Source organism: Flavobacterium sp. AG291 (assembly GCF_003350375.1).
GTDB lineage: Bacteria > Bacteroidota > Bacteroidia > Flavobacteriales > Flavobacteriaceae > Flavobacterium > Flavobacterium suzhouense.
In genome coordinates this window covers 95,791-110,188 of record NZ_QQAR01000008.1, presented here as the reverse complement: position 1 = coordinate 110,188, position 14,398 = coordinate 95,791, and the positions used below count along the sequence as shown (strand labels likewise).

10 protein-coding genes are annotated in these 14,398 nt (G+C 39.1%); 3 read left to right on the top strand and 7 right to left on the bottom strand.

The window, feature by feature from the left end; translation table 11 throughout:
* Window positions 1-148: 148 nt before the first annotated feature.
* The 3 genes from DEU42_RS10095 (at window position 149) to DEU42_RS10085 (ending at window position 2,914) form a co-directional block, all read left to right on the top strand.
* Window positions 149-1,135, top strand: a complete 987-nt coding sequence (locus tag DEU42_RS10095; protein WP_114758237.1) for a TlpA family protein disulfide reductase — start codon at window positions 149-151, stop codon at window positions 1,133-1,135.
* A 123-nt stretch (window positions 1,136-1,258) separates the two neighbouring features.
* Window positions 1,259-2,242, top strand: a complete 984-nt coding sequence (locus DEU42_RS10090) for a TlpA family protein disulfide reductase (protein WP_114758174.1) — start codon at window positions 1,259-1,261, stop codon at window positions 2,240-2,242.
* Window positions 2,243-2,563: 321 nt separating this feature from the next.
* Window positions 2,564-2,914 (top strand): toxin-antitoxin system YwqK family antitoxin, encoded by a 351-nt coding sequence (locus DEU42_RS10085; protein ID WP_114758173.1) that lies wholly within the window; start codon window positions 2,564-2,566, stop codon window positions 2,912-2,914.
* A gap of 58 nt (window positions 2,915-2,972) precedes the next feature.
* Here DEU42_RS10085 and DEU42_RS10080 read toward each other — a convergent pair whose 3' ends face one another.
* From DEU42_RS10080 to DEU42_RS10050, 7 genes are all read right to left on the bottom strand, one after another.
* The gene (locus DEU42_RS10080) at window positions 2,973-4,151 is read right to left on the bottom strand and encodes a PepSY-associated TM helix domain-containing protein (protein ID WP_114758172.1); all 1,179 of its coding nucleotides are present in this window, start codon (window positions 4,149-4,151) and stop codon (window positions 2,973-2,975) included.
* Complete coding sequence (locus DEU42_RS10075; RefSeq protein WP_114758171.1) at window positions 4,148-5,287, bottom strand: PepSY-associated TM helix domain-containing protein; 1,140 nt, start codon at window positions 5,285-5,287, stop codon at window positions 4,148-4,150. Before DEU42_RS10075 ends, DEU42_RS10080 begins: the two co-directional genes overlap by 4 nt.
* A 66-nt stretch (window positions 5,288-5,353) precedes the next feature.
* On the bottom strand, window positions 5,354-7,786 hold the full coding sequence (locus DEU42_RS10070; RefSeq protein WP_114758170.1) for a TonB-dependent receptor: 2,433 nt from the start codon (window positions 7,784-7,786) through the stop codon (window positions 5,354-5,356).
* A gap of 296 nt (window positions 7,787-8,082) precedes the next feature.
* A complete protein-coding gene (locus tag DEU42_RS10065; RefSeq protein WP_114758169.1) occupies window positions 8,083-11,256 on the bottom strand; it encodes an efflux RND transporter permease subunit in 3,174 nt (1,057 codons plus the stop codon).
* 45 nt (window positions 11,257-11,301) lie between these two features.
* Window positions 11,302-12,366 carry an efflux RND transporter periplasmic adaptor subunit gene (locus DEU42_RS10060; RefSeq protein WP_114758168.1) on the bottom strand — a complete coding sequence of 355 codons (1,065 nt, stop codon included), beginning with the start codon at window positions 12,364-12,366 and terminating at the stop codon, window positions 11,302-11,304.
* 5 nt (window positions 12,367-12,371) lie between these two features.
* The gene (locus DEU42_RS10055) at window positions 12,372-13,733 is read right to left on the bottom strand and encodes a TolC family protein (protein ID WP_114758167.1); all 1,362 of its coding nucleotides are present in this window, start codon (window positions 13,731-13,733) and stop codon (window positions 12,372-12,374) included.
* Between the two features lie 26 nt (window positions 13,734-13,759).
* Window positions 13,760-14,356 carry a TetR/AcrR family transcriptional regulator gene (locus DEU42_RS10050; protein WP_114758166.1) on the bottom strand — a complete coding sequence of 199 codons (597 nt, stop codon included), beginning with the start codon at window positions 14,354-14,356 and terminating at the stop codon, window positions 13,760-13,762.
* Between the last annotated feature and the right edge of the window lie 42 nt (window positions 14,357-14,398).

The following is a 14,398-nucleotide window of genomic DNA, read 5'->3' as shown; positions in this document are numbered from 1 at the left end:
GTTATTTAAGTTGGTACTAGCAATTTAAGTATAAATACGTAATAATTGATGGGTTTGTCGTTTTTTTATTCCTTTAACGGGCTATATGTATAAAGCTGCTGATGGTATTGGAATAAAGTTTATTTTTACGGGAAATAAATCAATAACTATGAAAAAGATTGCGTTGATGCTGCTGTTTTCTATTGCAGGAGCTTATGCACAAACAGAGCCGATTAAATTTACGGCCAAGATAGTAAACCGCAACAGCGACTCACTGATAGTAAGGAGTCAGAAGGTGAATAAAGTGATTAAAGGAGATGCTAAAGGGAATTTTACAGATTCTTTTACTGCTGATGCCGGTTTTTTCCAGTTTTCTGACGGTACAGAACAGACAAACTTGTACCTTAAACCCGGGTATGACCTGACTATGATTGTTGATGGAAAAAAATTTGACGAGACACTTACCTATAAAGGAAAAGGAGAGAAGGAAAATAATTTCCTTGCCAAAATGGCCGTAGATAATGAGGCTTTGGGTAAAAAACTTGAAACCACTTCAGATCAGTTGACGCAGTTTAAACTTATAAATGAATTACTGGCCAAATTAGATGCCGGGCTTCAGGACAAAACATTGGATGAAGGTTTCCGTACCAGTTTAGGACAACAAATCGCAGGTCAGCGCAAGCAAATGGAAGCTATGGCTGCTCAGGCTGAAAAATCATCAAAACTAAAAGGCTTAGCTTCGGCATCATTTGACTATGAAAATGCTAAAGGGGGTAAAACCAAACTTGAAGATCTAAGAGGTAAATATGTTTATGTAGATGTTTGGGCTACATGGTGTGGTCCTTGCCGTCAGCAAATACCTTTCCTGAAACAGATTGAAGAAAAATACCACGGTAAAAATATTGAGTTTGTAAGTATATCTATTGATAAAGCTACAGATCATGATAAATGGAAAAAAATGGTAAACGATCAGGCGCTTGGAGGAACACAGCTTTTTGCAGATAAAGACTGGAGTTCCACTTTTGTTCAGTCGTATGGTATTAACTCAATTCCAAGGTTTATTCTTATTGGTCCTGATGGTAAAATTGTTGATGCAGATGCTAAAAGACCGTCAGATCCTGCGCTTCAGGCAGAACTTGATAGCTTATTAAAATAATATCATTTATAAAAATAATAAAGCCACTTTACAGTGGCTTTATTATTTAAAGAAAAAGGCTCACTATATAATATATGTGTCGTGAGTAAAGTTATATTTGTGATTAAAAACAATATTTAAAATATGAAAAAGATTGCATTTTTATTCCTGCTGGCTATAACAGGAGCATATGCGCAGACTGAAGTAAAATTCAGTGCCAAAATACAAAACAGAAATAGTGACTCGCTATTGGTACGTTCAAAGACTTTTAAGAAAGTACTTAAAGCCGATAACAAAGGGGCTTTTAAAGGTTCTTTTGCTGCTGAAACAGGATTTTATCAGTTATTTGACGGAACCGAAAGTACTACAGTATACCTGAAAAATGGTTTCGACCTTGCTCTTACGATGGATGCTAAAATGTTTGACGAATCTATTGTGTATAAAGGCAAAGGCGAAAAAGAAAATAATTATCTGGCAAAAAAGGCTTTGGATACCGAAGTGCTTTATGAAAAACTCAGTAAAACTGAAAAAGGATCCGACCAAAAAACCTTAATCGATGCTTTTATAAGTGGTTCTGAACAGCAACTTAAAGATCAGGGGCTTGATGCATCTTTTGCAGATATCATGACAAAGGAGCTGGAAGCCGATCGTAAGGAGTTGACTGCAATGGGTGAACAAGTTGCGAAGATGATGAAAATGACAGGACAGCCTTCACCTTTATTTACGTATGAGAATTTTAAAGGTGGCAACACCAGCCTGGCAGACTTTAAAGGCAAATATGTTTACATAGATGTTTGGGCTACGTGGTGTGGACCTTGCCGTCAGGAAATACCTTTTCTTCAGAAAGTAGAAGAGAAGTACCATGACAAAAATATAGCGTTTGTAAGCATCTCAATTGATAAAGCGAAAGATCATGAGAAATGGAAAAAAATGGTAAAGGATAAGTCACTTGGAGGGGTTCAGCTTTTTGCAGATAAAGACTGGAGTTCTGATTTTATATTGGCTTATGGTATAGATTCAATTCCAAGGTTTATCTTAATAGGTCCCGATGGAAAGGTTATAAATGCAGATGCTTTAAGACCATCAGATCCGGCGTTGCAGGCACAGCTAGATTCTCTTTTAAAATAATCTAAAAGTTACTTTAATGTAAATTTAATGTTAACTTAGTGTTACCGAACCATCTGCCACGGCGGATGGTTTTTTGTTTTTTAGCCTCAGAAAGTCTTTTTAATGGGTTAAAAAAGTATAATTCTTATAAAATGCTGATTTTAGGTTATCTCTCTAAAGTATAGTAAAATAAAGACTTTACAAAGATTTTTAAATTTTCCAATGTTAAGTTTTTAGTTATGTTATGAAATTGTTATCTAAATGTAATGTTTGTGTAAATTATATTCGATAAATTTGTAAAGAGATTAAAAGATTTACAATAACCCTAAAAGACAAATTGAAATGAAAAAGATATTATTTGCCGGATTACTATTGTCAGCAGGTGTTTTATCTGCACAAAATAAAGATCACGATTACTCAGTAGAGAACAATATAGTAAAAGCTGTTTATTATTACGAAAATGGTAATATCAAACAGGAGGGAACATACAAAGACGGTAAACTACACGGAAACTGGACCGCTTATAACGAAGACGGTACAAAGCAATCTATAGGAGAATATACTAACGGACTAAAAACCGGAAAATGGTTCTTCTGGACTGGAGCTGTTCTAAACGAAGTAGATTATAACAACAGCAGGATTGCTGAAGTTAAAAAATGGTCTCAGGAAGCTGTGGTAGTAAATAATAAATAGAAATACTGTTTATTATTTGAGAAAGGCTGTTAGTTTTAAACTAACAGCCTTTTTTATTTTATGTTTTAGCCTTTTTTTTGTTTCTACGGCCCCACCATATCAAAAAGCCTGATATTGGCAACAGCATGCATACAAAGCTGGCAATAAAGGCTATTATCTTGCCTGGAATACCCAGTATTGCACCTACGTGAATATCATAATTGGCAGTAATCAGCTTTTCACCAAAATTCCTGTCGCTGTGGTTTTTTTCATACAGTAGTTTACCGCTATACTGGTCAAACTGAAGCTGGTGATACACATAATATTTACCCGGATATTGCTGTACATAAACTTCAATATGTCCTGTTTTAGCGGTATCGGCCGGTTTACCAATACTAAGGGCATCCGCGTCTTTATATTTAGCATTAGTGTAAGCAAAAGCTTTTTCGAATGCTATATCCCTGTTACCATCACTGATTACAGATTGTTTTTCTACGACCTCAGGAGGGGTAAGGCTTTGCGAACCGGCAACATATACTACAGCCTGAAACCAGGTAAAAGCCCAAACCATGCCGGTAAAAGCAATAATAATGGCTATGCTTGCTATGTAAAAGCCGAATATATTATGGAGGTCGTAGTTCTTTCTTCTCCATTTAGTTGAGTCTTTCCACTGAAACCAAAAACGCTGCTTGCGTGCTGCTTTGTTCTTTGGCCACCAAAGGATAATACCTGTAATTAGCATTATAACAAAGATAAAGGTAGACCATCCGATAATCTGCTGCCCTACAGGGTGATGTATCAGCAGGCTCCAATGCAGCATTTTTATCACATTGAAGAAATCTTTTTCCTGATCGTAAATAGCAAGTATCTCCCCTGTATAGGGATCTACATATACATTGTAGTAGTAGTCTATAGAGTCAAAATACCAAAAACAGTCTTTCTCATTTTCTGCCGCTTTATAACAATGGAACTCAACCGATCTTTTGGGGTCTTTGTATACGTGCATATCGTTGAACGTAATACTGTCGCCGATAGCCTTATAGGTTTCATTCCAGATGGCACTTACAGACAAGCGGTTTGCTTTTACTTCAGGAACATAAAGGGCATCTTCACGCTGCCAGTCGCTTATCTCCTGACTAAAAACAAATATGCAGCCTGTGATAGAAAGGAAGAGCACGACAAGTCCCGAAGTAAGGCCGAGCCATAAGTGCAACTGGCCTATAAATTGTTTAAAAGTATTTTTTTTGTTTTTTTTCATGCAGCAATTTTTGTTTTGGATTTTTTATTGTTGCGGCCTATCCATATCACTACTCCTGATACAGGCAGAGCGGCAGCAATCAGACTGGCAATAAAAGCAATGATTTTACCCGGCAGATTAAAATATTGTCCGGTATGCAAACCATAGTTCATTTCCTGTAATTGCATTCCGGCACTTTTTTGATCGTACAATTGTTGTTTCAGCAATTCTCCGGTTGCAGGGTGAAAGAACATATTAGACTGGTGGTCAAAATCAAGCGATTCAGGATACGATCCTGTAATTATCGCGCTTTTATGATCCTGTTGCCAAACAAAACACATTTGGTCTTCAGGTCTTGCCTTTCTTGCGGTTGTGTAAGCTATATCTACAGGGATAACAGATTTTGACGTTTCTAAAAGTGTATCTACTGTAACAGTTGCTTTTTCTTCAGGATAATCGTTGCCCATGTTACCAACAAAGTACATGGTTTTATGCATCCATTCATACGAGAATGTCAAACCTGTAAGGGCAATAGTTAGTGCTATGAGAGCAACATAAAACCCGGTAACGTTGTGCCAGTCATAATTTACCCTTCGCCATTTGGCATCCCATTTTATTTTCAGTCTTTTTTTCAGGTCGGTTTTCTTCTTAGGCCACCAAAGAACAATGCCTGATAAGAGCATTATGATAAAAATAATGGTGGCTATACCTACTACCTGTTTGCCAATTGCTTCAGGAAGCAATAAATGCATGTGCAGGTCTTCTATGAACAGAAAAAAATCGTCTGAGGTTTTTTCGCGGTGCAGGAATTTTCCGGAGTAGGGGTTAAAGTACACATTATAGGCTTCACCGGCTTCAGTGCTGTAAACCAAAGCACTTCTGTCAGAACCATTGTATACTACCATATCGGCAGTTGCATTAGGGTACAAGGCTTTTGTTTTTGCCTGTAATACCGAAGGCATAAGGTAAGGAGCGTTTACAGCTTCTACCTTTCGCCAGTCGCGGGTAAGGTCTTTTATTTCGTCATGAAAGCAAAATATACAACCGGTAATGCTCACTATAAAGACAATAAGCCCGGAGGAAAGCCCGAGCCATAAGTGGATTTTGCCAATCCATTGCTTTAAAGTCTTTTTTTTCTTCGGTTTATTCTTTGCCATTAATCGAAACTAAACGTGGAGACAAAAGTAAAACATCTTCCCGGAGGAAGATGTTTTTAAATTGTTTTAGAATTTATAAGTAACACCTCCCATAAATGTTCGTGGTGCCTGAACATTGATTGTTGTGTAACCGTTAAAGTAAAGCTCGTCTGTAAGGTTGTTTACTTTTAATGACACCCTGTATTTAGGTTTGTCATAGAATAATGATGCATTAAGCACAGTATATGATGGAAGCTTGAATGTCTCTCTTGCTCCGGTTGAAACATATTGGTTGTAAATAAGAGTTTCGTCAGCATAATTCCCTCCAAAGCCGATACCAAGGCCGTCGATAGTTTCTACTGGAAGTTTGTAGCTTATCCAAAGGTTAGCTAAGCTTTGAGGACCCGCTGTAGTAGGGCGAAGGCCATTTACGTTAGCTTCCGTTTTTTCAAGTCTACTGTCATTATAAGCATAACCGGCAACAATGTTTAATCCAGGAATTGGGTTAGCATTTATTTCCAGTTCAAATCCTTCACTTTTTTGTGTACCATCCTGAATAGATGAGTTAGGGTTCAAAGCGTCAGCCCTTACAATATCTTCTACCTTGATATTGTAATAGCTTATGTTAGCATTAAGCTTGTTCTTAAAGGCATTAAGTTTTACACCCACCTCAATCTGGTTAGCGTGTTCCGGTTTAAATGTATCGGTATTGATATTAGGCTGTGTACTCCCCTGGTTAGGGTTAAGCACATTTTTAAAACTGTTTTGGTAGTTACCAAATACAGATACCTGTTCTTCTATGATTTGGTAAACGATACCAAATTTAGGAGAGAAAGCATTTTGAGAGAATCCGCCCGATGTTGTGTTTGTAACCGCATTATAGCTGCCTCTGTTTTCAAAATTATCAAAACGTACACCTGCAGATATAAGAAGACTAGGTGTAATATTAAGTACATCGCTTACATAAACGCTATGTGTGCTCAGGTTTGTTCCGCTGTTGTATACGTTAGTTGACTGGTCAAGCTGAGCCTGAACATTGTTCTGGTTAAATGCATTGTAGTTTGGTATTGTGCCATTGTAGTCTACGATGTCAAACAGGTAACCTCCGCTTGGAAGATAAGTAATATTAGTATATCCTTTAGTATGGTAGATGTCTCCGCCAATTACTACTCGGTTTCTCATTTTACCTATACTAAAGTCTCCTATAAAATTTTGTTGGAATTCGATAGCATTAGATGAACCCTGGAAGCCCCATGCGTTTCTTGACATCTGTGTGGTGTTTAGCAGGTACAACCATACACCCGGACCTTCAGCTTCATTGTTAGCAGATGTAATTACCGATTGCGATTTCCAGCTGTCTGAGATTTTGTAATCTACTGTTGCAAAGATGTTACGGCTCTTAGTTTGTGTTATAAAATCGCTTCCGTTTAATGAACGTTTAAAGTCGTATTTTAAATCCTTAGCATTAGTAATACCTATTTGTGATGGAGTTGCTGTCCAGTCCAGATAGATAAGGTGCATTCCTGTTGCATCCTGGTTAAAGAATTCTCCTTCAATCGTTGCAGTTAGTTTGTCGCTGAATTTATATGTAAAGGATGGAGCAAAAAAGAAGCTTTTATTCATTCCATAATCCTGGAAGGTCTGTGATTTAGTTGTAGACGCATTGAGTCTGAAGAGTGCTTTTTTGTCTTCACTAACCGGTGTGTTAACATCTATAGTAGCACGGTTAAATCCAAAACTTCCTGTTTGGTAAGTAACCTCACCGCCAAAAGTTTCATGAGGTTTTTTAGTAACACGGTTTATAAGACCACCGTAAGAAGTAAGTATACTACCAAATAGTGTAGCCGATGGACCTTTTATAGCTTCAATACTTTCAATGTTAGCAGCATCGTTATTAGCAATCACAGTACCTGCAACGCCATTTCTTACCAACGCCTGAGTTACGAATCCTCTCGATGCAAAATATGAGCCACCGTCTCCGGCACGGCCTGTAGAACCCCAAAGTTGATATACACCCGGTATGTTTTTAATAGCATCATCCTGGTTTGTTACCAGCTGGTCAGTCATTAATTCTTTAGTAACTACGTTGTAAACCTGAGCGTTTTCAAGATTTTTTAGTGGTAAGCGGGATACTGTTACACTTTCTTTTTTAGAATATCTGTTAACGTTGCCGCTAATCACTACCTCATTAAGTTGTTCCTGACTTTCTGTAAGAGTAAAATCTTTCTTAACATTCTCTCCGGCAGCAACAGTAACGCTGGTTTCAACATTAGAGATTCCTACTGCAGAAACACGTATAGTATAGGTTCCCGGTTTGATGTTTCTAATTTCATACTGACCATTTGCACCTGTAACGGCCGAATAAGCAGTACCTTTTAAAGCTACAGAAATGTTCTCGGCAGGTGTGTTACCGCTTAGAGAGATTGTTCCGTTTATTTTTCCTTTTTCCTGGGCTGCCATTGTTATGGTAACAAAAGTCATTAGGAAGAACAAAACTTTCTTAAATGTAATTGTGTTCATTTTTATGATGGTTATCTTGTTTTCGCATGCAAAAGTAATAGCCAGTAACCAATTACACAATATTATTTTTAATTATTCTAAATAAAAACTTTATCCTCTTTAAAAATGTTTTCTGTCTATAAATTTTGCAGTTTTTTTTGTGATACCATAAAAATTGAAACTTTATATTCGATTTAATTCAGCTAAAAGGGCAGGATTAATCAATTTTTACTCTCCGGTTCACAAAAAAATAACAAAAAAGCAGGGGGCTGTGTATTATACACAGCCCCCTTTTATATAAATCTAAACTCTAAACTTTAGTGTTTTGCAGTAAAGCCATCTTCGCTCAGTTCCCTGTGCTCATAATCGGCTACCATTTCTTTTTCATAATCAATAGGTTCGCCTTTAGAGAATCTTCTGATCAAACTATCAAATATAGAGTACACAACAGGTACAATTACAAGGGTAAGGAATAGCGAACTCACAAGTCCTCCAATGATTACCCATGCCAGACCATTGTTCATCTGTGCAGCACCACCTTTTGCCAATGCAATTGGAATCATACCGATAACCATCGCAATAGTCGTCATAAGGATTGGACGAAGACGGGCGTGGTTAGCCTGTACAAGTGCATTGAAAGTAGTCTCACCGGCTTCCTTACGGTGGTTGGTAAAGTCTACAAGTAATATCGCATTCTTACATACAAGACCAATAAGCATGATGATACCAAGTATCGTGAATATATTTAATGAGTTGTTTGTTAACGCCAGTGCCAGCAATGCCCCGATGAACGATAGTGGTACCGAGAACAATACCACGAACGGATATACAAAGCTGTTATAAAGTGCAACCATTACAAGGTATACTAATACGATGGCTGCAAGTAACGCAATACCCAATGTACCGAATCCTTCTTCCTGCATCTCCATATCACCACCCCATACGTAGCTTACACCCATTGGGCGTTCCATTTTCTCAAATACTTTTTGCCAGTCAGCGATAACAGCACCTACAGGACGTCCTACCGACTGCCCCTGTACGGTAACCGAAGCACTCTTGTCACGTCTTTCTAGTAACGATGGTCCTGAACCTTCTGTTACAGCAGCAAACTGTGATAGTTTCACTTCCTGTCCGGCATTATTTATAAAAGTAAGGTTACGTACATCGTTAATGTCCATACGGTTCTCTTCACCGAAACGGATGTTGATGTCATACTCATACTGTCCTGCACGGAATTTACCATCAGTATTACCATTGAAGGCAGTTTGCATGGTCATACCTACGGTTTGCAGGTCAAGACCCAATGCTGCCATCTTATCACGGTCTACCTGAACATTTACCTCCGGTGAACCTGATTCAGATGTTAGCTTTATCTCGGTAGCACCCGGAATTTTAGCAAGTTCAGCAGCAGCTTTATTTGCCCACTCCATAGCGCTTTCAAGGTCGTTACCGGTTACGGTAAGAGCAATAGGAGCATCATCGGCACCACCCATGATACTTACCGGGACGGTTTTAATTTTAGCACCTACCAATACTTTTTCAAGCTCACGTTTGGTTTTCGCAGCATATACGAAAGAGTTATCTGCACGATGCTCTTCATCTACAAGAGTAACAGTAATTTCCGATTTATAAGCTGTACTCTGTACACCTGCAAAACCTTCACTGGTTTGTCCTACTGTTGTGATGATACTTTTTACTTCAGGTCTGCTGGCAAGGAATTTTTCAGCTTCCTGAGTCATAAAGTTAGTCTGTTCCAGAGAAGCATCTTTTGGAAGTTCCATCTGCACAATGAATTGTCCCCTGTCCAGTTTAGCGAAGAATTCACCACCTACATAGGTTCCGGCAATCATAAGGGAACCTATGAAAAGAAAAATTGCTACACCAAGGCTGGCAAGTTTTGTCCATCGGCTTTTAAGCGACCATTTAAGAATGTCGGTAACCCAGTGTGTAAAACGGTCAAGACCTTTCTCGAAACCAAGGATAATACGTCCGAATAATGATTTTCCTGTAATGTGCTCCAGTTTACCAAAACGTGATGATAACCATGGGATAAGTGTAAAAGATGATAATAGCGACAGTAATGTGGCTATAACTACAGTAACACAAAACTGTGTAATAATATTAGACACCAGACCGGAACTCATTGCAATAGGCAGGAATACCACAACAATTACAAGAGTAATAGCCATTACGGTAAACCCAATTTCGGCAGTACCGTCATAGGCAGCACGAATCCTGCTTTTACCCATTTCCATGTGGCGGTAAATGTTCTCCAATACCACAATGGCATCATCCACAAGAATACCTACCACTAGCGATAGTCCAAGTAAACTCATTAAGTTTAGGGTATAGCCCATAAGGTAAACACCAATAAAAGTAGCGATAAGCGATGCCGGAATCGATACCATTACAATAAGTGCATTCCTTAAACTGTGAAGGAAAAACAACATTACGAAAGCCACAAGGAAAACCGCGATAAATAAATCGTGGATAACCGCATCGGCAGCAACAAGGGTAAATTCAGAGGTATCATTAGCCACGACAAGTTTTAATCCTTGGTTGGCATAATCTTTTTCAATTTTAGCAATGGCAATACGAATATCCTCACTCACCTGAACGGCATTCGCTTCAGTTTGTTTGGTAATCTGAACCGCTATAGCGCTACCTTGGTCTACCCGTGCAATTTTATCAGCTTCTTTCTGGCTGTCCTGTACATCGGCAACCTGTCCAAGACGTATCTGGATTCCATTTTTAGATGATACTACCAGGTTACGCATTTCTTCTACGCTACGGTATTTACCCGCAAGACGTACAAGCATTGAGCTTTCACGTGTTTTAACGCTACCGGTAGGGAAGTCAAGGTTACTGCCAAGGATAGCCTGCTGTACCTGAGCGATACTAAGGCCATAACCTTTCAGTTTGTCTTCCATAAGGTTTACCTGAATTTCACGTTCCTGGCCACCTACAAGTGTAACCTGAGCCACACCCGGAACACGGGCAAGAATAGGTTCAATTTTTTTGTCAAGGAGGTCATAGAACTCAACTTCATCCATGTTTGAAGTTGCTCCCATGGTAATGATCGGAAGGTCACTAAGTGAGAACTTTACAAGAGCCGGAGGATCGGCATCTTCCGGAAGATCTTTTTCAATAGCGTTTATCTTACGCTGGGCATCATTAAGGGAGTAGTCGGCATCTGCTTCAGATTCTAATGTTACCATTACAAGCGATAAGCTTTCGTACGATTTAGATTCTACCTTTTTTACAAGTTCCAGCGAAGATACTGCATCTTCAATTTTCTTTGTAACCGTGTTTTCTATCTCACCCGGCGATGCTCCCGGATATACAGTAGAAATTGTTATCACGTTCATTTCAAATTTAGGGATAAGCTCGTAGCTCAGGTTGCTGTAGCTAAATAGCCCCCCTAACGTAAGTATGATGAACAACACTATAATAAGTGTTGGACGTTTTATGGATATTTCTGCTAATTTCATTTTAAGTTTTTATTGGTTGCCTTTTGCTTAAGCTAAGGCGGGTGGTTATTTTATAACACTAACTTTTGTACCATCCTGCAGATTGATCTGACCGCTGGTTACTACCACATCGCCTTCTTTAAGGCCGCCCAGGATTTCTACCTCTTCACCAAAGATGCGTCCCGGAGTTACTTTTATAAGTTTGGCAACACTGTCGTTAACTACAAATACCTGACGGTTTCCTACACCACCAACAAAAGCTACCCTTGGTACTGTAAGTACAGATACCTGGCCAGAATTGTCTTTACTGCCAAATGTAGCCGAACCATACATACCGGCTTTAATCTGGTTGTTAGGGTTGTTGGTGATTTCGATATCAACAGGGAAGTTTAACGATGCATCAGCTTTAGGAGCAATGAAAGTGATTTTTCCTGTAAATTGCTTGTCAGGATAAACGCTTACGCTTACAGGTACCTGAGTGCCAAGTTTTAGAGTTGCCACCTGTTGTTCTGTAACGGTAACTCTTAGCTTAAGTGTAGAAACGTTTACAAGTTCGAACAATACAGTACCCGGAGATACTACCGATCCCGGTTCGATGTTACGTTTATTTACAATGCCATTTATGCTTGATTTGATAGAAGTATCACCAAAGTTTACTTTAGCCTGGTCATAACGTGCTTTTGCATTAGCAAGGTTAAGCTTAGCATTATCAAGTTGTTGTTTTGTTACACCACCGGTTTTATAAGCATTTTCATAACGGGCGTTGTCGGCAACAGCAGTTTGGTAAGCGGTTTGCGTGTTTTGAAGTTCAATAGAAAGATTATCGCCTTTAATAACAGCAAGTACCTGCCCAACGCGTACGGCATCACCTTCGTCTACCAAAACCTTTACTACACGGCCATTGTTCTCAGCAGGGAATTCAAGTTGCTGAGCAGCTTCAAAAGTACCGTTAGCGATATAATCAGTATTAGGTTTTTCGTTTTTAACGGTTGTAGCCTTAACGGCAACCGAGTTGTTTTTTTGCGAAACTACAGCAGTTTCGGCATCATTTTTTGCTTTGTTTTTATTAAGTATGAAGGCGCCAAGAGCGATTACGCCTACACCTGCCAATATATAGATTACTTTTTTCATGGGGATTAGTTTGTTAAGGTTTTTAATTCTCCTTTAGCTTTTATAAGTTGCACTTCTGCCAGTTTATAGGTAAGCAGCGCGTTTGTATAATTACGTTGTGAAGTGATATAACTGGTCTCTGCATCTAACAGGTCAGTTAATGATGCAAGGCCGTTTTGATAGTTGTTCTGAACATCGTCAAGTACTTCCTGAGCCAGTTTTACATTTTCTTTCTGGTTGGCAATATTGGTAAGGCTTACTACCATTTGCGATTTGGCATTCGAATAAGCAAGATCAAGCGAAAGCTTAGTGTCTTTAAGATCTTCTTCCGTTTCGCGAATGTCTATATCGGCCTGTCTTACTTTGGCACGTGTACCAAAACCTGTGAATATTGGTATGTTTAAATTCATGGCAATAGCCGAAAAGTCAGTCCAGTATACACCGGCAGATGAAAGCTGAAACCAAGGCATTTTAGGTCCCTGACCAATGTAATTATAGCCTGCTGTTAGCGATAGTGTAGGGTAGTATGCTGCCTGTACTGCTTTTTTATTGAACTCATACAGTTCTTTTTGCTTTTGCATTAATCGATATTGCGGAAGTTGGGTAGTATCCGGAGTATCGTTTAGCGATTGCGGTGTAACCTCAAATTGGGTGTCCGGTAAAACTATAGCCGTCTGAATTGGCATACCGATAAAGAATTTAAGCGCATTTTCCTGCTGCTCAAGGTTACTGCGCAGCTGTATGCGTTCAGCATCAAGATTAGAAACGGTTACATTAATTCGATCCAGATCAATCCTTTTTGCAAGGCCATTGTCGAACTGACCTTTAATGATATCACGAATTTTCGCGGTGTTTACATAGTTGCTGTCTACTACCGTAAGCTGTATGCGTTGCACATATACATTATAGTAGTTGTTGGCTACCCTTTCTATTACCTGCTCATCGGTAAGTTCTGCATTTACCTGATAGAATTCACGCGTGGTCTTCGCAGCACGCAAACCTGTAAACACCGACTGATCGAAGATGTTTTGGGTAAGGCTTACACCTGCTACCGAGCTCCATTTTTGGCCTAATGCCAAAAGTTGTGTGCCCTGTCCAAAATCAACAGCCGTTTGCTGTATGATTGGGTTATAGGTAAGGTTTCCGCTTGCCGAAATGCTTGGTAGTGCTCTTGATCGTACCTCCTGAATCTGGTACTCAGCGTTCTCTACCGCTAATTTTGCCTTTCTTGCTTCGAGCTTGTTTTGCAATGCATAGTTTACGGCGTCCTTTAGCGTGAGTTCCTGGGCAGGTGCTGTTTGCGCCTGCACCCCCGGAATCGCCAATATAACCGTAAGCAAAGCAAGTCCCTTTGCCGTGAGGCTTTTAAAATCATTTATGATTTTCATGGTCTAACTGTGTTTATTGATGATGATTATTGTTTAAAAAGTGTTCTGATTATAATTTCCTTACGTTCGCTAAGGAGTGTGTCATAATATTCTTTGGTAAGGCTCATGGATTCCTGAATCAGTGGTCTCATAGAAATAGGGAAAGACATTAGCGAGATAAAATTCAACACAAATTGTTCCGGCCTCATCTTTTCGATGTTTCCTTTATCCATTTCAAGGGCAATCTCCAGATAAAATTTGTCCAGCAGAGGGCCCATTTTGTCTTTATCCTTAAAAGCACAACCTTGATTAGCCTGAGTAACCATGTATATTTCCAGATATGGATACTTTTTAGACTGTTCAAAGAAATTGTCCAGATGCTGACTTAATTTTTCCTTCAATGGTAGATTTGTGTTCAATATCTGCTCGCTTAATTCCTGTTCCTGTCTTTGGGCATCTTCAAATACAATCTCAAAAAGCTTATCCCTCGATCTGAAGTAATAGTTTATAAGCGTACGGTTTACTCCTGCGGCATCGGCAATTTCCTGTGTGGTCGCATTAAAGCGTCCTTCGCCAAAGAATATGTTCTTGGCGGTTTCCATTATCAGCTTTTCTGTATCCTGATCCGTTTCTTTAACTAACATATTTGTTTAACTTTTATGTTTGACAAAATTGTCAATGCAAAA

Coding starts and splice junctions, on each gene's coding strand:
- DEU42_RS10090 (WP_114758174.1), top strand. CDS start 1,259: ATGAAAAAGATTGCATTTTTATTCCTGCTGGCTATAACAGGAGCATAT.
- DEU42_RS10085 (WP_114758173.1), top strand. CDS start 2,564: ATGAAAAAGATATTATTTGCCGGATTACTATTGTCAGCAGGTGTTTTA.
- DEU42_RS10055 (WP_114758167.1), bottom strand. CDS start 13,733: ATGAAAATCATAAATGATTTTAAAAGCCTCACGGCAAAGGGACTTGCT.
- DEU42_RS10060 (WP_114758168.1), bottom strand. CDS start 12,366: ATGAAAAAAGTAATCTATATATTGGCAGGTGTAGGCGTAATCGCTCTT.
- DEU42_RS10095 (WP_114758237.1), top strand. CDS start 149: ATGAAAAAGATTGCGTTGATGCTGCTGTTTTCTATTGCAGGAGCTTAT.
- DEU42_RS10050 (WP_114758166.1), bottom strand. CDS start 14,356: ATGTTAGTTAAAGAAACGGATCAGGATACAGAAAAGCTGATAATGGAA.
- DEU42_RS10070 (WP_114758170.1), bottom strand. CDS start 7,786: ATGAACACAATTACATTTAAGAAAGTTTTGTTCTTCCTAATGACTTTT.
- DEU42_RS10075 (WP_114758171.1), bottom strand. CDS start 5,287: ATGGCAAAGAATAAACCGAAGAAAAAAAAGACTTTAAAGCAATGGATT.
- DEU42_RS10080 (WP_114758172.1), bottom strand. CDS start 4,151: ATGAAAAAAAACAAAAAAAATACTTTTAAACAATTTATAGGCCAGTTG.
- DEU42_RS10065 (WP_114758169.1), bottom strand. CDS start 11,256: ATGAAATTAGCAGAAATATCCATAAAACGTCCAACACTTATTATAGTG.